Origin of the sequence: Tunturibacter psychrotolerans (assembly GCF_040359615.1) — a bacterium.
Taxonomy (GTDB): domain Bacteria; phylum Acidobacteriota; class Terriglobia; order Terriglobales; family Acidobacteriaceae; genus Edaphobacter; species Edaphobacter psychrotolerans.
In genome coordinates, this window is sequence record NZ_CP132942.1 from 1,877,263 (window position 1) to 1,900,350 (window position 23,088).

The 23,088-nt window shown below is 59.4% G+C and carries 21 protein-coding genes; 9 read left to right on the forward strand and 12 right to left on the reverse strand.

Features of this window, described 5'->3' with window-relative positions; all coding sequences use genetic code 11:
• Window positions 1–48: 48 nt before the first annotated feature.
• The 7 genes from RBB77_RS07715 to RBB77_RS07745 all read right to left on the reverse strand — a co-directional run bounded on the left by RBB77_RS07715 (window position 49) and on the right by RBB77_RS07745 (window position 5,800).
• Window positions 49–414, reverse strand: coding sequence for a hypothetical protein (locus tag RBB77_RS07715; protein ID WP_353066156.1), 366 nt, complete (start codon window positions 412–414; stop codon window positions 49–51).
• Between the two features lie 45 nt (window positions 415–459).
• Window positions 460–1,239, reverse strand: a complete 780-nt coding sequence (locus tag RBB77_RS07720) for a carboxypeptidase regulatory-like domain-containing protein (RefSeq protein WP_353066157.1) — start codon at window positions 1,237–1,239, stop codon at window positions 460–462.
• A gap of 77 nt (window positions 1,240–1,316) precedes the next feature.
• On the reverse strand, window positions 1,317–2,363 hold the full coding sequence (locus RBB77_RS07725) for an isocitrate/isopropylmalate dehydrogenase family protein (protein ID WP_353066159.1): 1,047 nt from the start codon (window positions 2,361–2,363) through the stop codon (window positions 1,317–1,319).
• 3 nt (window positions 2,364–2,366) lie between these two features.
• Entirely contained in the window at window positions 2,367–2,840 is a 474-nt protein-coding gene (nrdR, locus tag RBB77_RS07730; protein ID WP_353066161.1) for a transcriptional regulator NrdR, read from the reverse strand.
• 127 nt (window positions 2,841–2,967) lie between these two features.
• Window positions 2,968–4,020 (reverse strand): lysylphosphatidylglycerol synthase transmembrane domain-containing protein, encoded by a 1,053-nt coding sequence (locus RBB77_RS07735; protein WP_353066164.1) that lies wholly within the window; start codon window positions 4,018–4,020, stop codon window positions 2,968–2,970.
• A 33-nt stretch (window positions 4,021–4,053) separates the two neighbouring features.
• Window positions 4,054–4,758 (reverse strand): lytic transglycosylase domain-containing protein, encoded by a 705-nt coding sequence (locus RBB77_RS07740; protein WP_353066166.1) that lies wholly within the window; start codon window positions 4,756–4,758, stop codon window positions 4,054–4,056.
• A 64-nt stretch (window positions 4,759–4,822) separates the two neighbouring features.
• Window positions 4,823–5,800: an HAD family hydrolase gene (locus RBB77_RS07745; RefSeq protein WP_353066169.1), complete on the reverse strand. Its 978-nt coding sequence runs from the start codon at window positions 5,798–5,800 to the stop codon at window positions 4,823–4,825.
• Between the two features lie 145 nt (window positions 5,801–5,945).
• Here RBB77_RS07745 and RBB77_RS07750 point away from each other — a divergent pair, with 145 nt between their 5' ends.
• The 3 genes from RBB77_RS07750 to RBB77_RS07760 all read left to right on the forward strand — a co-directional run bounded on the left by RBB77_RS07750 (window position 5,946) and on the right by RBB77_RS07760 (window position 9,308).
• On the forward strand, window positions 5,946–6,299 hold the full coding sequence (locus tag RBB77_RS07750) for a hypothetical protein (protein ID WP_353066170.1): 354 nt from the start codon (window positions 5,946–5,948) through the stop codon (window positions 6,297–6,299).
• Window positions 6,300–6,503: 204 nt separating this feature from the next.
• On the forward strand, window positions 6,504–7,760 hold the full coding sequence (locus RBB77_RS07755; protein ID WP_353066172.1) for a threonine synthase: 1,257 nt from the start codon (window positions 6,504–6,506) through the stop codon (window positions 7,758–7,760).
• Between the two features lie 114 nt (window positions 7,761–7,874).
• Window positions 7,875–9,308 carry a DUF1254 domain-containing protein gene (locus RBB77_RS07760; RefSeq protein ID WP_353066174.1) on the forward strand — a complete coding sequence of 478 codons (1,434 nt, stop codon included), beginning with the start codon at window positions 7,875–7,877 and terminating at the stop codon, window positions 9,306–9,308.
• 52 nt (window positions 9,309–9,360) lie between these two features.
• Here the strand turns inward: RBB77_RS07760 and RBB77_RS07765 are convergent, their stop codons facing one another.
• Window positions 9,361–9,723 (reverse strand): STAS domain-containing protein, encoded by a 363-nt coding sequence (locus RBB77_RS07765; RefSeq protein ID WP_353066176.1) that lies wholly within the window; start codon window positions 9,721–9,723, stop codon window positions 9,361–9,363.
• A 94-nt stretch (window positions 9,724–9,817) separates the two neighbouring features.
• Complete coding sequence (locus RBB77_RS07770) at window positions 9,818–10,795, reverse strand: zinc-dependent alcohol dehydrogenase family protein (protein WP_353066178.1); 978 nt, start codon at window positions 10,793–10,795, stop codon at window positions 9,818–9,820.
• Between the two features lie 672 nt (window positions 10,796–11,467).
• On the opposite strand from RBB77_RS07770, the gene RBB77_RS07775 reads away from it, so the two are divergent.
• Window positions 11,468–12,853, forward strand: coding sequence for an MATE family efflux transporter (locus RBB77_RS07775; protein WP_353066180.1), 1,386 nt, complete (start codon window positions 11,468–11,470; stop codon window positions 12,851–12,853).
• A gap of 13 nt (window positions 12,854–12,866) precedes the next feature.
• Here RBB77_RS07775 and RBB77_RS07780 read toward each other — a convergent pair whose 3' ends face one another.
• Both RBB77_RS07780 and RBB77_RS07785 read right to left on the reverse strand, forming a co-directional pair.
• Window positions 12,867–13,787 carry a DMT family transporter gene (locus RBB77_RS07780; protein ID WP_353066183.1) on the reverse strand — a complete coding sequence of 307 codons (921 nt, stop codon included), beginning with the start codon at window positions 13,785–13,787 and terminating at the stop codon, window positions 12,867–12,869.
• Between the two features lie 80 nt (window positions 13,788–13,867).
• Complete coding sequence (locus RBB77_RS07785; RefSeq protein ID WP_353066185.1) at window positions 13,868–15,985, reverse strand: M13 family metallopeptidase; 2,118 nt, start codon at window positions 15,983–15,985, stop codon at window positions 13,868–13,870.
• Window positions 15,986–16,145: 160 nt separating this feature from the next.
• Here RBB77_RS07785 and RBB77_RS07790 point away from each other — a divergent pair, with 160 nt between their 5' ends.
• Window positions 16,146–17,894, forward strand: coding sequence for a hypothetical protein (locus RBB77_RS07790; protein ID WP_353066186.1), 1,749 nt, complete (start codon window positions 16,146–16,148; stop codon window positions 17,892–17,894).
• A 151-nt stretch (window positions 17,895–18,045) separates the two neighbouring features.
• On the opposite strand, the gene rpsT is transcribed toward RBB77_RS07790, so the two are convergent.
• Window positions 18,046–18,324 (reverse strand): 30S ribosomal protein S20, encoded by a 279-nt coding sequence (rpsT, locus tag RBB77_RS07795; RefSeq protein ID WP_179585465.1) that lies wholly within the window; start codon window positions 18,322–18,324, stop codon window positions 18,046–18,048.
• A gap of 468 nt (window positions 18,325–18,792) precedes the next feature.
• On the opposite strand from rpsT, the gene RBB77_RS07800 reads away from it, so the two are divergent.
• The 4 genes from RBB77_RS07800 (at window position 18,793) to RBB77_RS07815 (ending at window position 22,961) form a co-directional block, all read left to right on the forward strand.
• Window positions 18,793–19,830: a PhoH family protein gene (locus RBB77_RS07800; protein ID WP_353066189.1), complete on the forward strand. Its 1,038-nt coding sequence runs from the start codon at window positions 18,793–18,795 to the stop codon at window positions 19,828–19,830.
• 79 nt (window positions 19,831–19,909) lie between these two features.
• Window positions 19,910–20,872 (forward strand): glycoside hydrolase family 16 protein, encoded by a 963-nt coding sequence (locus tag RBB77_RS07805; protein ID WP_353066191.1) that lies wholly within the window; start codon window positions 19,910–19,912, stop codon window positions 20,870–20,872.
• A complete protein-coding gene (gene ybeY / locus RBB77_RS07810) occupies window positions 20,869–21,480 on the forward strand; it encodes an rRNA maturation RNase YbeY (protein ID WP_353066193.1) in 612 nt (203 codons plus the stop codon). Before RBB77_RS07805 ends, ybeY begins: the two co-directional genes overlap by 4 nt.
• Window positions 21,477–22,961 (forward strand): hemolysin family protein, encoded by a 1,485-nt coding sequence (locus RBB77_RS07815; protein ID WP_353066195.1) that lies wholly within the window; start codon window positions 21,477–21,479, stop codon window positions 22,959–22,961. Before ybeY ends, RBB77_RS07815 begins: the two co-directional genes overlap by 4 nt.
• Window positions 22,962–23,088 lie beyond the last annotated feature (127 nt).

Here is a 23,088-nt window from a genome sequence, read left to right on the forward strand (position 1 = left end):
ACGAAGTGACCGCTCTCCGCGCAGGAGGCCCGTCCGGCAGGACAATATCTAGTTATCCCGCCGCCGTGTGCGCGTCATCCGGTGCCCACCGCCAGCCCACACCAACAGCGCCACCAGCAGATGCAACAGAAACCAGAAGTGAATCCCCTGATCCTGGTAGATCAGATAAAGAATCAGTGCCCGCGGCAGCAGCAGCCAGAAAAGCAGTGGAACCAAACCTTGAAAGTGAGGCGGGGTCAGATCGAAATGAAACGGCCCCAGCAGACCCTGAAACCAGGCCACAACCATCGCCAGCCGAGGCAAAAACAGAGCAAACACCAGAAACCAAAGCGGCAACGCGTGAACCACGAACGCCAGATCAACCGTGAACTGCGCCGTATGCTGTGCTGCCAAAACCGCCAATTCTGCAATCATCCTGCCTCCGTAGCTGTCCTTTGATCTTCATAGCGCGATCAACTTCTACTTCGCACTGAAACTGAAGTCCGCCTTCGTCGTCCCCTTCGGCTCAACCGTCACCGTCATCGTTTGTTCGCCCATCTTCTCGTGCACCGCCGCCAAAGTATACGTCCCCGCCGGCAATCCAGTGATCCCAAAGTGTCCATCCGCATCCGTAACCGCAAAAAATGGCGTTGCCGACACATTGATGAACGCGTTCATCCACGGATGGTTGTTGCACCGCACCGGAATCATTACCTCCGGCTGGTTGAACTGCTTCACCTGCGGCGCACCCTTCGGCCCTTGCGAGATATCAATCGGCTGACTCCCCACCACCGTTGGCATCGTATGAATGTTATGCATCGTAGAGTCCGAGTTCCGAAACTCCACCGATCCACCGCGTACCACCGCAATCACATGCGGAACGTACTTACATCCAACCTGGTCCAACACAACCGGAGCAGGCGTCGGTCCGCCGGTCAGCATCGCAGCTGGAGGCCCGCTCTTGATATACACATAGACATTCCCCAGCTTGCCGTCCTTCACCGCGTACTGCTCAGCAAAGTTATCCGCAGCCGTCATCGAGCACACCGGATCCATTGACATATCGATTTTCACAGGCTCCGGAGCCTTTCCGGCAAAACGGATGGTCCCCGTCACCATCCCCAGCGCCGCTTTGTCGAGCTGCACCGTCGGTGTCGGCGCTGTCTTCGACGTCTCCGGCACCGTGTTATCGCCGCTGTGCTTCACCGCGTCACTGGGCTTGCATCCACTCATCGCGCCACACGCAACCGCCCCAGCCATTAACCAACCGCAAATCCGCCTCATACCACCTCACTCGAATCTCTTCCCTGAAAAAACGCAGCAATCACATTCAAGGCCTAAGCCGCAGCCCCCGGAGCTTCCATTGCCTCCAGCACCGCATCGGCAAACGCCTTCGTCCCGCTGGTGCCCCCAACATCCTTCGTCAGCGTCTTTCCCTCGCGATAAACCTGCTCCAACCCAGCCTGCACGCGCTCCGCCGTCGCCGGCTCATCAATGTGATGCAGCATCAGCACCGCGCTCTGGAGCAGTGCAGTCGGATTCGCCATGTCCTTCCCCGCAATATCCGGAGCTGATCCATGCACCGCCTCAAAGATCGCGCACTCAGTCCCAAGATTCGCTCCCGGAACCAATCCAAGCCCACCCACAAATGCACTGCAAAGGTCGCTCAGAATATCCCCGTACAAATTCTCAGTCAGCAAAATATCGTACTGATAAGGATTCATCACCAGTTGCATACAGGTGTTATCGACAATGTGTTCGTGATAAGCCACCTCGGGAAATCCCTCCGATATCCTTCGGCAGCACCGCAGAAACAAACCATCCGACAGCTTCATGATGTTCGCTTTATGAATCGCATGAATCTTCTTGCGCCCGTGCTTCCGCGCGTAATCAAACGCAAACTTCGCAATCCGCGTCGAGCCCTTCTCGGTAATAATTTTCAGCGCCTGCACCACTCCCGGCACCACCTCATGCTCCAGCCCGGCGTACAGATCCTCCATGTTCTCGCGCACGATCACCAGATCGATATCTGGATAGTTCGTTTTTAACCCCGGAAGGCTCTTCACGGGCCGGAAGTTCGCAAACAGCTCAAACTTCTGTCGTAACGTCACATTGATAGAAGCGAACCCACCACCAATCGGCGTTGTCACCGGCCCCTTCAGCGCAACGCGATTCTTCTCGATCGAGTCATACAGCACCTTCGGAATGTACTCACCCGTCTTCTCGAACGCATTCGCACCCGCATCGTAGGGATGCCAGTCAAACGCCACTCCCGTCGCCGCACCCGCGGCCTCAAGAATCTTCACCACCGCGCCAGAGACCTCCGGGCCAATCCCATCGCCCGGAATCAAAGTAATCCTGTGCGTCTTCTTCGCTGCCGTCATGCACTACCGCCTTTTCTTCGGGTCTTTTCCGTTCAACAACTCTTCCAGCTCTTCCTTGAACTCGCGAACATCCTTGAAGTCCCGATACACACTCGCGAACCGAATATAAGCAACCGTGTCGATCTCCTTCAGACGCGACATAATCAACTCGCCGACCTCATTCGTCGTCCGCTCGCGCTCCGGTGAATCGACGACATACGCCTCGGTTTCATCCACAATCCGTTCGAGATTCACCGCAGCGACAGGCCTCTTCTCGCATGCATGCAGCAGTCCACTCAGCACCTTCTGCCGGTCGAACTTCTCCCGCCGCCCATCTTTTTTCACCACCATGTAGGGGATCTCGTCGATCCGCTCATATGTCGTAAATCGCTTGTTACAGCCTTCGCACTCCCGTCGCCGGCGTATCGAATCCGCGTCTTTACTCTCGCGTGAATCGACAACTCGGTCCTGGGCAAAACCACAGTAGGGGCACTTCATCGGAATAAGTCGATTCTATCAGCGCGCAACCAGAGGCTCGGAGCCATTCATTAGCCACAGAAAAAGATACATAAGTCACGAAGTGACCGCTCCACGCGCAGTGGGCCCGTCCGGCAGGACAAAGGCCTTACCGCAAATCCCCTTCAACCACCGCTGCCCCAGCCGCTTCACTCTCCTGCGCAACTTTCTTCAAGCTCACATGCTCCACCCGCGAATAGATCAACCCAGCAGGAATGATGCAAAGGGACGTGACCACTAGCAACATAGCACCGCAAGCCGTAGCAGCTTCGATCGGTGCGCCATAGAATGAATGCATCGCCGCCGCAGTAATTGCAATCTGCGTAAACCAGCCAATGATGGGAGGCTGTAGCGCGGACCCGCCGATGCTCACCGCCATCAGCAACATCGTCCGTGAAAATGTCACTCCAGCCAACTCAGGGGTATGCACAAACGCATGTGCTGTCTGCAGGTAAGCAAATCCGATCATCACCCACATGGTCAGCGATAGAACAGTAACAATCCCAAAATCGCGTGCTGACGACAGCGCATTCAATCCATCTCGGAATCCAATAATTTTTGTGGCTATACTCTCCGCGGCTGGTTTCGAAACAAGTCCCACGGTCTTCCGTGCAAATGCTGCCACCGCGGCGCCAGACACTCGAACCAAGGCCGCGAAGATCGCAATCGTAAGCGTCAAACCCATACTGACAGCGCCTGCTCGAACAAACACTTCATGATGTGGCAGCCCCTTTGGAGTAAAAGCAAGCGCACTTGAAAAAATCAACGCCGCCGACCCAAGATCGAACATGCGTTCAATCGTGTACACCGCCACCTGAGAACTCAAAGGAAGATTAATTCGCCGAGACACCAAAAACGGCCGTGTCAGATCCGCCAGGCGTCCAAATAACGCCACCGCCGTAAACCCAATGAACTGCGACCCCAGCAGGGAAGTAGCCGGAACCTTCTTTGTCGGTGACAAAAACACCGACCACCGAACAGCACGAAAAAAATACGTAACGTAAATCAGCACAATTCCGGCCACGATGTGCCCCACGCTCACATACCGAAGCTGCTGCCAGAAGTTGGCCCAATCAAACTGCACCTTCGTCCGAAACAGCCACACCAGCACCACCAGCGCAACCGCGCCAACTCCCCACACCACTGCGTTACGCTTGGTCATCCATCTCTCTCTTGATCCGTAGCTGGTGTTGTCTTATCGTGCCTGGGCAACCATCGCCATCTGCTTCCGACGATTAAACTCGCGAATCACCCGCGCCACATACGACCGGGTCTCGCGATACGGAGGCATCCCGTGATACTTATCCACCGCGCCCGGCCCGGCGTTATAAGCCGCCAGCGCCAGCGCCACATTGTCGTGATAGCGCGTCAGCATTAAATCCAAATACGCCGTCCCGCCCGAGATATTCTGCTCCGGTCGAAACGCATCTTCCACGCCCATCGCACTCGCCGTGCCAGGCATCAGTTGCATCAGCCCCTGCGCGCCTGTCCGCGAAACTGCTCTTACCTGCCCACCACTCTCTGCCCTCACCACGCTCGCCAGCAAATCCTCGTCGATGTTGTGCGCCGCACCCGCATGCGCCAACATCTCATGCATCTCTTCTTTCGTAGGCGCGGGCATCAGCGTCACAGCAGACGGCGTCTTCACCTCTGCCACCGGCTCCGGCAGATCCGCAACCGTCTCCACCCGAACCACCGACTCCGCCGCAACATCCATGTAGTTCGAACCCGCGGCAGCCCCAGCTTTTTCCGGAAAATAGAGACGAACCTTATCCCCAACCGCCTCTCGCCGTACGCAATCCAGTTCAAATCCATTCTTCAGCGTCACGTGCTCCGCCGCACGCGCCAACGGGCACACCGCCGCGATCACCGTGCTCAACACAAACGCTTTAATCCACATTGCCACCTTCAAAGCCTACCACCCCAACCCACCATCGACCCAACTTTGAACTCCCCCGATCGGGTCATCGAAGCCCCACTCCCAACACCCTCTCAATCACCTCCGCCACTCCATCCTCATCATGCCGCCGTCCCATCCTCCACCCCCTATCCCCGGCCAAAGCCTTCAGATCCTCCGGAGCGTTCCCCATCAACACCGCCTGCCCCGCAACTTCCAGCATCGAAACATCATTCCAGTTATCCCCAATCGCCAGAATCTCCTCCGCCTTCACCCCTCGCGTCTCTGCCAGCCGCAGCAGCGCCGACCCCTTACTGCACCCCGCCGGCAAAATATCCACCATGCTCAAATCCCGCTCCGGGTACTCCGTCCGGTGCAACGCGGCCTCCGCCACCGCGGCCCGCTCCTGCGGCGTAATCCCGCCTCTGGTCAACCCAATATTCTCCAACCGCCGCACCTCATCCTTCCGCAACGGCGACACTCCGACAGCCGACACTCCCGGATGCTCCAGCAGCCTAGCCTCCGCCCTCCGCATCCGCTCTATCGTTCCACACAGCAACATCGAGATCGGCGCCTCCCCCTCCAGCGCATCTTCAATCGGCACTACGCATTTGATGTAAGGCTCATTCGCCGCCACCCATCTGCTAATACTGGCGCTCAGCTCCGCCAGATGCTCCACCACGAGCGCCCCAGGCACATCTTCCCCATCGTCGGTCACCTTATCGAAGGTCACCACCAGCGCATTGCGAAACTCCTCCACATGCCCACACAGCCGCCGCGCCGTCTCCACCGGCAGCAACGTCCTGTCCAGCAACTTTGCCCCAATCGTCCGCGTAACCGTCCCATTCGAGCTGATCAGAGCATCCTCCTCGCGTAGCCCCAACCCCCGCAAAACCCGCATAGCGTAAGGGTGCCGTCGCCCGGTAGCCACCACCACCGTCATCCCCGCTCGCTCCGCCGACTTCATCGCGGCCAGATTCCGTTCGCTCACTCGCCCATCCGGCCCCACCAGCGTTCCGTCCATATCTACTGCGATTAAACGCATGCCCACCTCAATTTCCCTGCATATTCTCTCATCTTTCACGTATAAGTATCCATAAAGCATTCAATATCTGCAATTTACGAGAAATTCACGTGACATTCACGGGCCCATGAGCCACACTGGTAACAGGCACCACAAAGGCTTGTTTATGTTTCACAAAAATGTACTAACCTCCCTTGGGAGCGTTTCACCGCAGCAAATTCCAGCTTCTACCTCCCAATCCTCCAATCGAATTGCGTTGGTTCCTCCTGGCGGCGGAGCTCCGCCTCTGGCGAAATCCTCTCCGCTCTTCGACTTCATCGCCATCGCTGCCCCACGCTGTTCTTCCTTCTTTGCCGAAGCGGCGGTTCTGGTTCTCGTCCTGGCCCTGCTCGACAGGTTCATGCTGAAGGGCCGCATGGAGCTCAACTGGGTCATTAGCGCCTTCGCCATCAGCGTTGCGCTCCTGGCGGCCAGCATCTTCATGGACTTTTCGTCCCGCCGCTGGCTCAAACGACACTGACGAATGCGCCCTACGCGGGCAGCGGTCACTTCGTGACATGTATACCGGCTTCGCCCGGACCCTCCCGATGGTCGGCGCAACCATCTTCCTCGCGACCAACGGGAGCGTCAACCGAAGGGTATACCCGTCACGAAGTGACCGCGTCGCGCGCAGCGATCCCGGCCGGAAGGCCACCCAGAAGGGTTTTACGGTAGCATCTAATATATGGCCGTTATTGCTTCGCTCGAGTGCGCTCGTTGCCACCATCACGTCTCCGCCGAAACCCCTCAAACTCTCTGCCCCCTTTGCGCCGGCTCCCTCTACGTCCGTTACGACATGGACAAGCTCCGCCAGACCGCGAAGCGTGAAGACATCGCCGCCCGCGCCGCAGCCTCTCCCACGAGCCTCGGCATGTGGCGCTACTGCAGTGTCCTGCCAGATGTAACACCAGTCACCCTCGGCGAAGGCTGGACGCCCATGCTTCACAGCAAGCGCTACCCCGGCCTCTATATCAAGGAAGAAGGTGCGAACCCCACCGGCACCTTCAAAGCTCGCGGCCTCGGCCTCGCCGTCACAATGGCCAGGCACTACGGCCTCCAGCATCTCGCCGTCCCCTCCGCAGGCAACGCCGCCGGAGCCCTCGCCGCCTACGCCGCCGCCGCCGGCATCAAGGCCCACATCTTCATGCCGCAAGACGTTCCCTTCGCCAACTACGTAGAAGGCATCGTCTACGGCGCGAACGTCACCATGGTCGACGGCCTCATCTCCGACTGTGCCCGCATGGTCGCCGAAAACATCAAAGCCCAGCGCGAAGCCAACACCCCCACCAGTGAAGTCTGGTTCGACATCTCCACCCTCAAAGAGCCCTTCCGCGTCGAAGGCAAGAAGACCATGGGCTACGAACTGGTCGAGCAACTCGGCTGGCAGTACCCCGACGCAGTCTTCTATCCCACCGGTGGCGGCGTAGGCCTCATCGGCATGTGGAAGGCCTTCGAAGAGATGGAGCAGCTAGGCTGGGTAACCGGAAAACGCCCCAAGATGTACGCGCTCCAGGCCTCCGGTTGCGCCCCCGTAGCCAAAGCCTTCGAAGAAGGCAAGCCCGCCAGCGAGTTCTTCCAGAACGCCGCCACCTTCGCCGCCGGCCTCCGCGTCCCCAAGCCCTACGGCGACGCCATCATCCTCGACATCGTCCGCCAATCCGGTGGCAAAGCTCTCGCCTTCTCTGACGAAGAGATCCTCGCCAGCATCCTCGACTACGCCAAACACGAAGGCATCTTCCTCTCCCCCGAAGGCGCCACAGCCACCGCAGCCTACGACGCCCTCATCGCCACAGGCGACCTCAAGCCCACCGACAAGGTCGTCCTCTTCAACACTGGTGCCGGCCTCAAGTACACCGACATGACCGCCGAAGCCATGCACCTCAAGCGCCCCGGCACTCTCCCCAAGAGCATGCCCGTAGGCGGCATCATCACCCCCCAATAGCGACCCCCCAATAGCGACCAGGAACCAACAGTCTTCACTTTGACCTGGTCGCCCGGGTGCTATCCTCTCCCAGCCAGCACGAGGCGCTGTTCCAGGTTGAAAAAGGGGGCACCAATGTTCGTTCCGAAGCTGCGCGTTCTGTCCCAGGCAATAATTCTTGCCGCGTTGATCGTCACCGAAGGCTGCAATACCAAGCCCGGCGACAACGCCGCAGGCCCCATTCCACCCGACGCCCGCGCCATCGCCAAAGAAGCTTACATCTACGGCTTCCCTATGGCCGCCAACTACCTGACCATGTACAAGCAGGCCATTGACACCACCGGCCGCGACTACCGCGCCCCCTTCAACACCCTCGCCAACTCCAGCAACGTAGCCACCCCAGAAGACAAGTTCGTCGTCACCCCCAACTCCGACACCCCCTACTCCTACCTCTGGATGGACCTCCGCTCCGAGCCCATCGTCATCACCATGCCGAAGATCGAGAAGAACCGTTACAACACCGGCCAGCTAGTCGATCTCTACACCTTCAACTTCGCCTATCTCGGAACCCGCAGCTACGGCAACGACGGCGGCAACTTCCTCATCGCCGGCCCCAACTGGAACGGCGGAACTCCCCCCGGCATCAAAGCCGTCCTCCACGCCCAGACCCAGTTCGCCTATCTCCTCATCCGCACCCAGCTCTTCAACCCCGCCGACATCGTAAACGTCCGCAAAATCCAGTCCGGCTATCACGCCGTGCCCCTCAGTACCTTCCTCCACAAGCCCGCGCCACCGGCCGCCCCAGCCGTCAACTGGCCCAAGCCCACCCCAGACCTCATCACCACTCCATCCCCCGCCATCTTCCCCTACGTCAACTTCCTCCTCCAGTTCTGCCCCACCGACCCCTCTGAAACCGACCTCATGGCGCGCTTCGCCAAACTCAACATCGGCGCGGGCAAAACCTTCGACATCGCTACCTTCACCCCGCCCACTCAACAGGCCATCAACGACGGCATCGCCGAAACCAGCGCCGACATCGACGGCATCATCAAGAAAGTCAACGCCGACGAGATCTCCAGCGCCGACATGTTTGGCACCCGCGACTTCCTCAAGAACAACTACATCTACCGCTTCGCCGGCGCCAAACTAGGTCTCTATGGCAACTCCGGCGCCGACGCCATCTACTTCGGCTACTTCGCCGACGCCGACCACCACCCCCTCGACGCCTCAAAGAACGACTACACCCTCGCATTCGCCAAAGGAGCAATCCCCGAGAATCACGCCTTCTGGTCCCTCACCATGTACGACGGCAAGACCCAGTTCCTCGTCGTCAATCCGCTCAAGCGCTACCTGCTCAACTCCACCACGCTCAAGTCCTACAAGTACGCCCCCGACGGATCACTCACCTTCTACATCCAGAAGAACTCCCCCGGCAAAGACAAGGAATCCAACTGGCTCCCCGCGCCCGACGGCCCCTTTTACGCCATCTACCGCGTCTACATGCCCGGAGAAGCAGTCCTCAACGGCACATGGAAGAAGCCCCAGATGCAACCCGTCCCGCTCAAATAAGTCGACACGCTTTGCGCTTCCACGCAAAATCAAGATGCGAGGTGAGCCGTTCCTAGAAACTCGCCTCAGCCGCTTCGACACTGGGGAAGGTCTTCAAAACCTTGTGCACCTTCGTCATCTCCAGCAGCGAATCGATCCGCTGATTCGTTCCCGCCAGCAGCAGCTTCCGCCCATGGCTCTCAGCCGACACATAGTAGTTCATCAGCAGTCCCAGCCCAGCCGAATCCATATATGGACTCTCGCTCAAATCCACAATCATCACCTGCGGCGTATGGCTGCGAAACTCGTTCTGAAACCCGAAGATCGAAGACAGGGTCAGCGGTCCAACGAGCTTCAGGATCGTCGTCCCCTCCCTCTTGCCGGGCGTAAAACTATGAGTCAAAGGTTGATCAAGCATAGTTGAAAGTGTAGGCAAGCCTCCTCAGCCTCAGATTACAGTCATGTAAATCCTGCAAACGCCTCACCCTCCCCAAGCAACGTCACACACACTCTCGGACGCTCACAATGACCTACAGCTCAACCACCACTTTGCCCTCAGCCCCCAACTCCACCAACGCATATGCGTCATCAAGATTCGCCGCGGTAAACCGTCGCTCGTTCATCAAAGGCCTCAGCTTATCGCCCTCTGCCAGCGCAGCCGCCTCGCTGAGAATCTCACCATGATGCGCCTCCCCCAGCCCTGTCAGTAGCGGCGTCAGCGTGAACACTCCCGAGTACGTCGCGCTGCGAAACGAAAGCGGAGCCAGCGAGTGCGTGCTCCATCCCAGGCAACTCACCACATGGCCCGTATACCGCTTCACCGCAACGAACGAAGCATCAATCGTCGCGCCTCCCACCGTGTCGTACACCACATCGAAGCCCTCGCCTCCCGTATGCATCTCCACATACTGCTCCGTCGAAAGCGCACGGTAGTCAATGGCCGTAGCGCCGAACTCCTCTACGACCTGCCGCTTCTCCGCAGAGACCGTAGCGAACACCTCCGCACCAAGTGCCTTTGCAAGCTGCACCGCCACATGTCCCACTCCGCCCGCGCCCGCATGCACCAGCACCTTCTGCCCCCCATGCACCTTCGCATGATCGACCAATCCCTCCCACGCCGTAATCGTGATCAACGGCAGCGCCGCAGCCTCGCGCATCGAAAGCGACGTCGGCTTCAACGCAATCAGATCAGCGTTCGCAACCACGAACTCAGCCAGAGTCCCCTGCAGCCCACCCACGCCGCCCACCATGCCATACACCTCATCGCCTGGGCGAAACGACCGCACCCCCGAACCCACCTCTTCCACCACACCCGCCATATCAAGCCCCAACACCGCAGGCAGAGGCTGTTTTGCATGAGGCGCCTTCCCCGCACGAATCTTCGTGTCCAGCGGATTCACGCAACTCGCATGCACCCGCACCAATACCTGACCTGCGGAGGGAACAGGGCAGGGAAGATCAACCTGCGTAAAACCTGCTTCAGGACGTTCGACCACATAGGCGCGCATAGCGTTCTCTCTCGTCGAAAATTTGAAAAGACTGGGGGGGCCGCAGTTGCGTAATCACCGATGGGGATACGTCAATCTCTGAGAAACTCTCTCAGACAGACGCGAAGCGTAAGGCTCACGGTAGCAGGAAAATCTCTTTCCACTTTCACTGCAACATAACTCACACCAATTGTTACCGCTCAATGTGAATTCACTGAAACTACTGGAAAAACGACAAAGGATGAATTGGTCTACTGATTGCACCCAGTCAGAAAGCAATCCAATCGCCATAGCGCAAGAGTCATCTTCCGCCGACGATTTTTCCAGGTACGGTAAGAAGGGCCGTCCTCGGGAGGGACGGCTTTTCCTTGCCCGGAACCTTTCCAACCCAAAACCTGTCAACCCCCGAAATCGTGAATCTCCGCGCCAAACGGGCACATTCCCATGGCGCATGAGTTTCTCTCAACCAGCTATACTGATATCAGACGTAAACAGGACCCCGGCACACAACCGGGGTCTCCGTTTTTGCGAGAGCATTCAGGGCCCAAGTAACCTGCACAAAACAAGTATTTTAGGCGTAACTGCTTTGCAATGAATATTTTGCAGACGGTATACCCGTCTATCCTGTAGATAGCAAACAGCTTACGTGCAAAATACCCCGCAAGGGGGGAGGGGGAGGGGTCTCAGAACAAAATGTCTATCCGCCAGCAAATTCGGCCCGTGCTCACGCTCGCCCTCCCGCTCATCCTCGCCGAACTCGGCTGGATGTCCATGGGCATCGTCGACACCGTCATGGTCGGACACATGGCAAATCCCGCCCTCGCCATCTCCTCCGCCGCCCTTGGCCAAGTCCTCTATAACACCATCGCCTTCGGCATCGCCGGCATTCTCCTCGGCCTCGACACCTACCTCTCCCAGTCCCATGGTGCCGGCCGCTTCGACGAGGCCAACCGCTGGCTCCTCCACGGCCTCATCCTCGCTGGCGGCCTCGCCCTCACCCTCATCCTCATCATCTTCTGCGCCCCCGTCCTCATGATGCGCCTGCCCATCGACCACGCCGTCCTCACCGGCTCGGTCTCCTTCCTCGGCGCTCTCAACTACGGCACACCGGCACTCTTCCTCTACTTCACTCTCCGCCGCTACCTCCAGGCCTTTAACCACGTCCGTCCCATCGCCGTCGCCCTGGTGACAGCAAACCTCATCAACGTCTGCGGCAACTGGCTCCTCATCTACGGCCACTCCTGGGGCAGTATCCACATCCCGGCCCTTGGAGTCACCGGCTCCGGCCTCGCCACCTCCTTCTCCCGCTGCTACCTTGCGCTCTTCATGGTCATTTCTCTCTGGCGTATCGAGCGCCGCCACCGCTACGGCCTTCGCAGCATGTCCCGCCACTTCGAACCCCACCGCATCCGTCGTCTAGCCCTCCTCGGAGCCCCCGCCGGCGCTCAGATCTTTGTCGAAATCTCCATCTTCGCAACAGTCACCTTCCTCATCGGCTTCATGGGCCGGCTTCCGCTCGCCGGACACGAGATCGCACTCGTCTGCGCCAGCTTCACCTTCATGGTTCCCTTCGCCATCTCCGCCGCCGCAGCAGTGCGAGTAGGGCAGGGCATCGGCCGCAAAGCACCCGCCGAAGCCGCCTCCGCCGGCTGGGCCGCAATCCTCCTCGGCGCCTGCGTCATGGCCTGCTTCTCCGCCGTCCTGCTGCTCTTTCCCCGAGCCATCGCCAGCAGCTTCACCACAGACAGCGGCGTCATCACCGCCGCCATCCCCCTACTCCTCGTCGCAGCAATCTTTCAGTTCTTTGACGGTCTCCAGATCACCGCCACCGGCTCTCTCCGTGGCGCCGGCAACACTCACGCAGGCCTCGTCGTCCACATCGTCGGCTACTGGATCATCGGCCTTCCCATCGGCTACCTCTTCGGCTTCCATCTTCACTACGGAGCCGTCGGCCTCTGGATGGGACTCTGCGTCGGCCTCATGGTTGCGGGCATCACCCTCACCCTCATCTGGAGACACACCACAAAAAAACTCGAGTCCGCAAACCTGACCCACGAGTCAATCACCACCATCAACTAGCGCCGCAATGCGCTCAACCAGTCAGCGCCATATCCTCGCGCACCCTCGTCTTCGACCGCGTCGTCAACGTAACCGCCGAAGCAAGAATCAACCCGCCCCCGACCCACGCGCTAGGCCCCAACCGCTCCCCCAACACCATCACCCCAAGCAGGCTTCCAATCAAAGGCTCCATATTCAGCAAAACCCCGGCCTGCGACGCCGGCACCTGCGTCATCCCCCAGTTCCACAGCAGCGTAGTCGTAGCCGTACAAAGCACCCCACTCCCCGCCAGCGCCAGCCAGGCCTTTACCGACACCCCCGCCACTGGCGGCATCCCATACCGCACCGGCACCCAAACCATCAGCATCAGCGTCCCCAGCAGCAACCCATACGCCGTCACCACAACATGCGAGTGCCGTCCCATCAACTGCTTATTCAAAAGAATCCAGAACAACGCGATCATCAACGAAACCACGACCAGCGAATCTCCCGCCAGCGTCGCTCCACCCATCGCATGCGCGCCACCACCGAGCGCAATCAACGCCGCTCCGCAAGTCGACCCCGCCAGCGCCGCCCACCCGACCCAATCCATCCGCTCGTGCGCAAACACCGCCGCCCCCACCGCAAGAATCACCGGCATCGTCCCCACCATCAACGCAGCATGACTCACCGTCGTAATCGACAGCGCATAAAACTGAATCAGAAACTGCAGCGGCACCCCCATAAACGAAGCAACCACCAGCAACCCCCACTCCCGGCGATCCAATCCCGGACGATGCGTCACCAGCAACGGCAACAACACCACCATCGCAAACAGAAAACGATAGAGCACCATATGCGCGAAGCCCATCTCCGCGAGCGCAATCTTGCCGAAGAAAAACCCGCACCCCCACAACGAACTAGCCAGCGCACAAGCGCCGAACCCCAACGCCCGTCTCTTCTCTAAAACAGCCATCCTTCCACTCTCGCACACTTAAAAAGCGAACGGGAGAGACAGCCGAAGCCTCCCTCCCGCAGCACTTCCGACCTAAGCGCTTACCAGACGCGGCAGCTCTTCACCGGCACCATCGGAGCCCCTTGCTTGCAGCCAAACGCCGCTGCAAACCCAGGCTGGTTCACAATCGCGCCATTCGCGCGGAAGTGATCGGGCGAGTGAGGATCGGTCAACACCTGAGTCCGCGTCTGCTCCGGCCGCGAGTTCTCGCACCAGTTCTGCGCAAAGCCGATATAGAACCTCTGCGGCGCAGTGTATCCATCCTTCTTCGCCGCCAGATCCACGCCTTCCTTCTTCGCGCGATCGAGATAAGCCATATACGCCAGCAGCAAACCACCATTGTCCGCAGTGTTCTCGCCCAACGTCAGCTTGCCATTCACCTTCACATCATCAACGGCGACGAAGCTGCCATACTCATTCTCCAGGCAGTCAGTCCGAGCCACGAAGTTCTTCGTATCCTCCGCCGTCCACCAGTCGTTCAAGTTTCCCTTGCCGTCGAACTTCTTCCCCTCATCATCGAAACCATGAGTCAGCTCATGCCCAATCACCGCGCCGATATGCCCATAGTTCGTCGCATCATCCTGCTTCGGATCGTAGAACGAAGGCTGCAGAATTCCAGCAGGAAAGTTGATCGTATTCATGCTTGGATCGTAGTTCGCATTCACCGTCGGAGGCGTTAGATCCCACTCCATGATATTCACTGGCTGCCCGATCTTCGCCAATTGCCGGTCATTCTCAAATGCGTCCGCTCGCTGCGTATTCCCCAGCGCATCATCCGGCTTGACCTCAAGCTTGGAGTAGTCCCGCCACTTATCCGGATATCCAATCTTATTGGTAACTTCGTGCAGCTTTTCCTTCGCACGAGTCTTCGTCACAGCCGACATCCACTCGAGTTGGTCGATATCCTGTCCCATAGCCGCTTCAATGTCGGCAACCATCTCTACCATCTTCGCTTTGCTATCTCCAGCGAAATACTGCTCCACATACACCTTGCCCAAAGCCTCGCCCAGCGCGCCATTCACCGAGTTTGAGCAGCGCTTCCAACGCGCCGCCTGTTCCGGCTGTCCATTCAGCTTGCGCCCGTAAAAATCAAAGTTCTCCGCATCGAACCTCTTCGGCAGTCTATTCGCATAACTCGTCAGCACCTGGTACCGGAGGTAAGCCTTCAGCGTCTCCAGATTCGTCGCATCAATCTCCTTCATCAATGCAGGAAAGAAATCCGGCGTTGAATTGTTGATCTCGCTGACCTTCGGCGAATGCAACGCACTCTCAAATTCTCCGAACTTGAAACCCGGCATCGTGGCCTCGAAGGTCGCAATCGGCTGCAGATGATAGATCTTCTCCGGATCCCGCATCTCGGTAACGCCCATCGAAGCCTTGGCCAGCGATGTCTCGAACGTCATAATCGCTTGCGCATCCTTCTTCGCCTTCGCCGGCGAACTTCCTGCCAGCTCCAGCATCTTCGCCACATGCGCCACATACTGCTCTCGCAGCTCAACGTCCTTCGCTCCCGTACGCAGGTAGTAATCCTTCTCTGGCAATCCAAGGCCGCCCTGTCCCACAACTGCAATCTGCTTCGTGGCGTCTTTGAAGTCCTGCTGCTCGCTATACTCGAAGAACGCATTCACGCTTATCCGCTGGAGCTTCCCAACCAACGCTGGCAGCTCAGCTTTGCTCTTCACGGCATCAATCTCACTCAGCAGAGGCTCAATCGGTGCGATGCCTTTGGCTTCGATTACGTCCGTATCCATACACGCCTTGTAGTAGTCGCCGATCTTCTGCTCATCCGGCGACCGCCCCGCCCCACCAGCAGCCGCTTTATTCAAAATTCCATTCAACGACTGAGTGTTGACGTTATACAGCGCATAAAACTGATCCACGCCCGCTTGATCTGCAGGAATCGGATGGTTCGCCGCAAACTTCCCGCATGCAAACTTGTAGAAGTCATCGCAGGGGTCCGCTGAAGTATCCAGCGACGTCGTATCGAACCCGGGAATCGGCAGATAGACCTCGGCCGGCTTGCTGCTGTCATTCACCAGCTTCGTCTGTTGTGCAAATCCGGTGATACCGGCACCAGCCGTAGCCAATGCAATCAATACGCTCAGCCCAGCGCGTCGTCTTGTTCTGTCGGGCACTCCCAAAGTCCATACGTTAAACATTTCGTCTTCCTTTTCTCGGAGAATTTCTGCAGCCTTTGTATCACCAATCCAACGCAGACCATTATTTACGCGACATCGTCTGCATACATTGGCAACGCTCGCGCGTCTGTGAAACCATTACTCGAGCGTTCTCGGTGAGCAGAGATACGCGTCCACTCCTATGACGGTTCCCAGGATTCTCATTTCGACGTTTCGCCATCGCCTCCCGCTCATAGGCGCTCTTCTTTTTTTTGTCGCTCCAACCCTCTTCGCCGCGCGCGTCGCCACTCCCGACCAGCGCCTCCCCTTGGAACAATTCGGCTTCCAGGCACTCTCCCAGCAGTTCCTCCTCGCAGGCAGCTCTATGTTGACCATCCACTACGTCGACAACGAGCATCTTCTCCTCACCTTCAGCGCCCGCCATCTCCTCACGCGGCTGCCCGACGAGCCAGAGGACGATATGGACCGCACCATCGACGCCGTCCTGATCGAACTCCCCTCCGGCCATGCCCTCGCCCGCACCACCTGGCGCACGCACGACCACGGCCAGTATCTGTGGAGCCTCGGCCACGGTCACTTCCTCCTGCGCATCCGCGATACCCTTACCACCTTCGCTCCCCTCGCCAACCTCTCCACCGGCAAGTCCTTCGCCGAGCGGCCATTTCTCTCCACCGAAAATCGCCGCATCGCCGCCGTCATCCTGTCCCCTGATGCCGACCTGCTCACTGTGGAAACCATCAAACGCATGCCCGCCCCGCCCAAACCGAAGACTCCTCTCTTCGGCCCCACGCCCATCGAACCGGCTCCCGAACGCCCCGTCGTTCAGGTCAACTTCTATCGTCTGCACCCACCTGCCGAGCCCGGCGCCCCCATCAAAGCCGAATACGCCGGTATCGCGCGATCGAGAGCCGTCGGGGGCGCCCCCATCACGGTCGCCGGCTATCTCGACACAGTCGACCAGGGCCATCAACATTACGCCTTCGACTTCCACTCCTACACCGGCAAGGTCGACGAGCTCTCTCCCTTCGACTCCACCTGCCACCCCTATCCCCTCTTCGTCAGCCACAGCGAGTTCATCGTCTTCGGCTGCCATAACAGCCATACCGTCGGCGCTGTCGGCGGCTTCAACATGCGCGGCCAGGAGATGTGGGAGCAAGGCCTGTTCGGCGACTTCATCGCCCCGTCGCTCGTCTACGCGCCATCCAGCGGCCGCTTCGCTCTCAGCCGGGTTCTCCTGCACAACTCCGTCGTACCCGATCAACCCATCGTCCCCGAAGAGATCTCGTCGCAAACCGTCGTCGTCTACCAAACCGACAGCGGCAAGCAGATCTTGCACGTTGACTGCTCCCCTGTAGAGCGTGCAGGCCAGAACTTCGCCCTCTCCCCCGACGGCCTCTCCTTCGCGCTCATCCACGCCGACGCCATTGAGATCTATCGTCTTCCGCCCCTCACCTCCAAGGAGGAGAATGCGGTCAAACTGGCCCAAACATCCGCCCCCCCCGCGAACGATCTCCCGGTTCACTTCGCCAACGAGCCCGCCCCCTCTGCCGAAGAGGCCGACTCCACCGTTCAACCCGAAGCCCAGCCCGACAACGCCGTCGCTGTCCCCGATACAGCCCAGTCCTCCCAACCTGGAACCCACGCCAACGCCCCGACCTCCAACGACCTCGGACAGGCCGCCTCCGAACCTGCCGAACATCCCGACCAGGTCACCACCCGACCATCGAGCCAAACCGCTCAAGCTCCCGCCGCACCGACGGATAATGCCGTAAAACCTTCCGACGACCCTCAAGCCACCGGCACTGCTCAGTCTTCCGGTGACCCAGCCCCCGAGGCCCACCGCAAGCCGCCCACCCTCTACACCCTTCCAACAGACAAACCCTCAGACAAGCCCGCAAACCCCGACCATCCCAAAGACCCCCCGCAATAGAACCCCGCGCATCGTCCCCCACAAACAGAAACAGGCCGGCTGCAGTCTCCCGCAAACCAGCCTTTTCACAATTTTGCTTTTCTTGTTGTCATCCCGTAGGGGATCTGCTGTTTTCTAATACGCCAAAACTCTCAGCGCAAGTAACTAAAAACTAAGCAGCCTTCTTCGGCGCAACAGCCTTCACACGCGCATTCAAGCGGCTCTTGTAGCGACTCGCGGTGTTCTTGTGCAGAACGCCCTTCTGAACGCTCTTGTCCAGAATCGATGCGGTCTCGCGGTACTGTGTGGTTGCCGCGGCGTGGTCGCCCTTGGCGATCGACTCGCGCAGAAGGCGCAGCGTTCCGCGCAGCTTGCTCTTGTTCGAGCGGTTTACCGCGGTCTTGGCTACGGTCTGACGTGCGCGCTTCAACGACGAAACATGATTTGCCATAAACTCTCTTCTCTCAACCCGTACATTTGTAGGGGAAAATGGGATGCAGATTCAAGGCCAGCCGACTCTGCTTCCAGTCATAGCCTTGAGCAGCGCTAAACAAGCCTGCCGCACTCCCTGCAATATCTGAGTCTACGGAAACCCAGCCCTCCGGTCAACCGTCTTTCCCCCGAAAATACGGCTTCAACCCCACCAAAAGCATCCAATCCATAGAAAAATGCTGGTGCCACGATCCCATCTCGGCTCTCCTTCAAAATCAATTCATCATTTGCCCCTTGACGCCATCTCCCTGACGTTCTACTCTTTGCCCATCTTCGACACTAGATTGGCACCTTTCGCCATCCCGGTCGCAGTCAAAGGGCGCAGCAAATGCGCCACCAGTCAGTGCCCGCTCATCCCCCCTAAAACTCCCAAGTCAACCGGCCATGCACCCAACCCAGCTCCCCCTGACGGAGGTCAGCACACTAATTGATTAAAAAATCCCTGGAAATCACCCCTGGCATTGAGCCCCTGTACGGGACCCACGACGAAAACCTCCGCATCCTCGAGGACAAACTCAACGTCACGATCGATCTCCGCTCCGACGCTATCCACGTTACCGGCGAAGCCACCAACGTTGCCCGCGTCGAACAAGTCTTCTCCGACTTCGACACCCTCCGAAAATCAGGCATCAACCTCCACAACGGCGAACTTCACGGCATGCTCAAACTCGTCGTCGCCGACCCCGCTACCACCCTCAAATCCCTCGTCGACGCTGGCAAGCAGCGCTCCGCCGGCGTCAAGCGCATGGTTCAGCCCCGCTCGCCCAACCAGCGCAAATACGTCGAGGCCATTGAACAGTCCGACATGACCTTCGGCCTCGGCCCTGCCGGCACCGGAAAAACCTACCTCGCCGTCGCCATGGCCGTCAGCGCCCTCATGGCCAAAAAAGTCAGCCGCATCATCCTGGTCCGTCCCGCAGTCGAAGCCGGCGAACGCCTCGGCTTTCTCCCCGGCTCCCTCCAGGAAAAGGTCGACCCCTACCTCCGCCCCCTCTACGACGCCCTCTACGATCTCCTCGACCCTATCAAGGTCGACAAGCTCCTCGAGTCTAACGTCATCGAAGTCGCCCCTCTCGCCTTCATGCGTGGCCGTACCCTATCCGACGCCTTCATCATCATGGACGAAGCCCAGAACACCACCATGGAACAGATGAAGATGTTCGTCACCCGTCTCGGCAACAACTCCAAGGCCGTCATCACCGGCGACCTTACCCAGACCGACCTGCCCAACCCAAAGAAGTCCGGCCTCCTCGAAGCACTCCATGTCCTCGATGGCGTAGAAGGCATTCGTTTCTGCCACTTCGAAGACGTCGACGTAGTCCGCCACCAGCTCGTCCAGCGCATCGTTCGGGCCTACGACAGCTACGGCAAGGCCCAGCAGCAGCTTCCGCTCCCCATCGGCGAAGCCGCTCTGCCCGACCCAAACGTCATCCAGGCCGCCAAACCCATACCAAAACCTCAATGAACACAAGCAATCTGCGATAATCAAGGACAGGGGGCGCACTTAGCCCCCTGTGACATTTAGCACCACCTGCTTCCGAGCGATGACCACCATCGAACCTCCAAGTACTCACTCCATCTCCGCGCTCCGCCGCCCCGGCCAGTTGCGCACCCTCACACGCGCCTGCCTCGCGTTCTCTCTCTTAGCCGGATTCGCAGCCGCTCTCAAAGCCCAGTCCCCGCCAAATCCACAAGGCTGGACCCTGACCTGGAGCGACGAGTTCAACGGCCCCAACGGCGCATCCCCCGACCCCAAAAAATGGAACTTCGACATCGGCGGCAGCGGCTACGGCAACCACGAGCTCGAGTCCTACACCAACCGTCCCGTCAACGCGCACCAGCAGGACGGCCACCTAATCATCGCGGCCATCAAGGAGACTCACACCGGTCCCGACGGCATCACTCAGCCTTACACCTCCGCCCGCATCCTCACCAAGGGCCTCTTCTCCGAGCCCTACGGACGCTTCGAAGCCCGCATGAAGCTCCCCACCGGCAAAGGAATCTGGCCCGCCTTCTGGCTCCTCGGCAGCAATATCGAATCCGACCCCTGGCCTGAATGCGGTGAGATCGACATCATGGAGAACATCGGAGACCCCACCCAGATCTACAGCACCCTTCACGGCCCCGGCTACAGCCGCGACCACTCCATCCCCGCACGCTTCACCCTCCCCGCGGGCGAAGCTGTCAACACCGCCTTCCATCTCTACTCCGTCGAGTGGGCCCCCAACGACATAAAGTTCTTCATCGATGATCACCTCATCACGCACCGCACTCCCGCCGATCTGCCGCCCGGCAGCCACTGGGCCTTCGATCATCCTTTCTTCATCATCCTGAATCTAGCAACTGGCGGCGACTGGCCCGGCAATCCCGACCAGACCACCACCTTCCCCCAGCAGATGGTCGTCGACTACGTCCGCGTCTACAAGCCAAATAACGCGAACTCCAGCCAGGCCAAGCCCACCCAACGGCCTCTCGTAACCGCCGCAGCACCGAAGCCCCTTCAATGATCACCATCGAACCACCGCCAAGCCTCAAGGAAAATCTCTCACGCCCCGGCCTGACGAGCTTCCTTAACCGCGCCCGCCTTGCCGTCGGCCTCACTGGCCAGGTCGAAGTCTTGCTCACCGACGACCCCACCCTCCGCCGCCTCAACAAATCCTTTCGCGGCAAAAACAAGCCCACCGACGTCCTCAGCTTCCCCACGCCCGACGAGATCGCAGTTACCCACGCCGGAGACCTCGCCATCTCCCTCGAAACCGCCGCCCGTCAGGCCGCCACCTACGGCCACTCTCTGCGCGATGAAGTAAGAATCCTCCTCCTCCACGGCCTCCTCCACCTCTCCGGCCTCGATCACGAAACCGACAACGGAGAGATGGCCGCCCGCGAAGCCACGCTCCGCACCAAACTCAAACTCTCGAACACTCTCATCGAACGCACCACCACCAAGAGATCGCCATCGCGCTCAACAAAAACAACTTCAACAGACACAAAAAAATCGTCATCTCGACCGAAGGCGACGCACTATGTCGCCGCGGTGGAGAGCCCCCCGCATTCCGTGCGAACCACCAAAAAACTCAAAGGCACGAAGCTTAAAAACAAGCGAGGCGCAAAGTGACTTCCACCTACGCCTACACCTTCGCCCTCATCCTCCTCCTCGCCATCCTCGCGCTAGCCGCATACGTCGACCGCATCTACTCCGAGATGGGCAAGTTCCTCGCCCGCGAGTATCAGGACAACATCGACTCATGGGAGCGCGTCGTCGAACCGCGCCTCCGCCTCGGACGCGAGTCCATCGCGCTCTCCGCCTCCGTCCTTCGTCAACTCTCGCTTGCCGCCCTGGCTCTGCTCTCCGGCCTCCGCCTCTACAGCCACACCACACTCGTCCCAACCCTCGCTCGCACTCCAACCGCAGGCGAGATCCTCCGCGCTGTCTTCGAGCTCATCCTCCTCATCCTCATCTTCGACCGCCTTCTCCCCCAACTCCTCTTCTCCCGCACACGCGGCCTCTGGATCAGGCGCATCACCCCCATTCTCCAGGCCCTCTTCTATCTCATCCTTCCCGTCACTCTCCTGCTCGGTCTCTTGCTCTCCATCGCCGCCCTCGCCGAACCTGAAGACACCACCGAAGAAGACCATCCCTCCGAAGCCATGGACGCGCTCCTCGAAGCCGGTGAAGAAGAAGGCATCCTCGAAGAGTCCGACCGCGAGCTGGTCCGCTCAGCTGTAGAATTCGGCGACAAAGTCGTCCTCGAGGTCATGACCCCTCGCCCCGAGATCTTCTCCGTCCCCGGCACCCTAACCCTGCAGGAGTTCACCGCCACCATCAACGAGCACGCCTTCTCTCGCGTCCCCGTCTACAACGGCTCGCTCGATCACGTCACCGGCATCGCCTTCGCTCACGATCTCCTCAAAGTCCTCGACACCGAGGCCGACACCCTCACCGTAGCCCAGATCCAGCGCCCCGCCGCCTTCGTCCCCGAGACAAAAAAAGTAGCCGAACTCCTCCGCGAGATGCAGCGCGAAAAACAGCACATGCGCATCGTCATCGACGAGTACGGCAGCGTCGCAGGCCTCGTCACCATCGAAGATCTCCTCGAAGCCATCGTGGGCAATATCGCCGACGAGCACGACGAGCCCGAAGCCGACGACGAGCCCATCCGCGAACCCAACGGCGCCTACGTCGTCTCCGGCTCCTTCGAACTCTCGCGCCTCCGCGATCTCTTCGCCGATCAGTTCGAACAGCCCAGCCGCAACGGGCGCCCCGCCGAAGACAGCGAACCCCACGACCCCGAAGACGAGGCCTTCGAATCAGCGGAAGCCGCTCACTGGAGCGACAGCAGGGAAGACTCTGACGACGCCAAAGACACAAGAGACCAACGCGAGCCCCGCGACACCCGCGACGACCCCACAGCCGTCCGTCTCCCCGAGCACTACGAATCCACCACCCTCGGTGGCCTCGTCTCCGAGATCGCCGGCCACATCCCTCTCCCCGGCGAAGTCGTCGAAGAAGACGGCCTCCGCCTCGAAGTCCTCGCCAGCACCGACCGCCGCATCGACCGCATCCGAGTCAGCCTCGCCAACCTCCCCGCCGCCTAATCGCACTACCGCACTTGCTCTGCCGTTACTTTTGCTGTTCTTGTTGTCATCCCCGAAGGGGATCTGCTGTTCCTAACATCGCGCCTTCAATTAGCCTGTCAAGCCCCCAAGCCATCTAATCCATTGC

Excerpts from the sequence above, each read along its gene's own strand:
- RBB77_RS07715 (WP_353066156.1), bottom strand. The coding sequence starts at position 414 with ATGATTGCAGAATTGGCGGTTTTGGCAGCACAGCATACGGCGCAGTTC.
- RBB77_RS07720 (WP_353066157.1), bottom strand. The coding sequence starts at position 1,239 with ATGGCTGGGGCGGTTGCGTGTGGCGCGATGAGTGGATGCAAGCCCAGT.
- RBB77_RS07725 (WP_353066159.1), bottom strand. The coding sequence starts at position 2,363 with ATGACGGCAGCGAAGAAGACGCACAGGATTACTTTGATTCCGGGCGAT.
- nrdR (WP_353066161.1), bottom strand. The coding sequence starts at position 2,840 with ATGAAGTGCCCCTACTGTGGTTTTGCCCAGGACCGAGTTGTCGATTCA.
- RBB77_RS07735 (WP_353066164.1), bottom strand. The coding sequence starts at position 4,020 with ATGACCAAGCGTAACGCAGTGGTGTGGGGAGTTGGCGCGGTTGCGCTG.
- RBB77_RS07740 (WP_353066166.1), bottom strand. The coding sequence starts at position 4,758 with ATGTGGATTAAAGCGTTTGTGTTGAGCACGGTGATCGCGGCGGTGTGC.
- RBB77_RS07745 (WP_353066169.1), bottom strand. The coding sequence starts at position 5,800 with ATGCGTTTAATCGCAGTAGATATGGACGGAACGCTGGTGGGGCCGGAT.
- RBB77_RS07750 (WP_353066170.1), top strand. The coding sequence starts at position 5,946 with ATGTTTCACAAAAATGTACTAACCTCCCTTGGGAGCGTTTCACCGCAG.
- RBB77_RS07755 (WP_353066172.1), top strand. The coding sequence starts at position 6,504 with ATGGCCGTTATTGCTTCGCTCGAGTGCGCTCGTTGCCACCATCACGTC.
- RBB77_RS07760 (WP_353066174.1), top strand. The coding sequence starts at position 7,875 with ATGTTCGTTCCGAAGCTGCGCGTTCTGTCCCAGGCAATAATTCTTGCC.
- RBB77_RS07770 (WP_353066178.1), bottom strand. The coding sequence starts at position 10,795 with ATGCGCGCCTATGTGGTCGAACGTCCTGAAGCAGGTTTTACGCAGGTT.
- RBB77_RS07775 (WP_353066180.1), top strand. The coding sequence starts at position 11,468 with ATGTCTATCCGCCAGCAAATTCGGCCCGTGCTCACGCTCGCCCTCCCG.
- RBB77_RS07780 (WP_353066183.1), bottom strand. The coding sequence starts at position 13,787 with ATGGCTGTTTTAGAGAAGAGACGGGCGTTGGGGTTCGGCGCTTGTGCG.
- RBB77_RS07785 (WP_353066185.1), bottom strand. The coding sequence starts at position 15,985 with ATGTTTAACGTATGGACTTTGGGAGTGCCCGACAGAACAAGACGACGC.
- RBB77_RS07790 (WP_353066186.1), top strand. The coding sequence starts at position 16,146 with ATGACGGTTCCCAGGATTCTCATTTCGACGTTTCGCCATCGCCTCCCG.
- rpsT (WP_179585465.1), bottom strand. The coding sequence starts at position 18,324 with ATGGCAAATCATGTTTCGTCGTTGAAGCGCGCACGTCAGACCGTAGCC.
- RBB77_RS07805 (WP_353066191.1), top strand. The coding sequence starts at position 19,910 with ATGACCACCATCGAACCTCCAAGTACTCACTCCATCTCCGCGCTCCGC.
- ybeY (WP_353066193.1), top strand. The coding sequence starts at position 20,869 with ATGATCACCATCGAACCACCGCCAAGCCTCAAGGAAAATCTCTCACGC.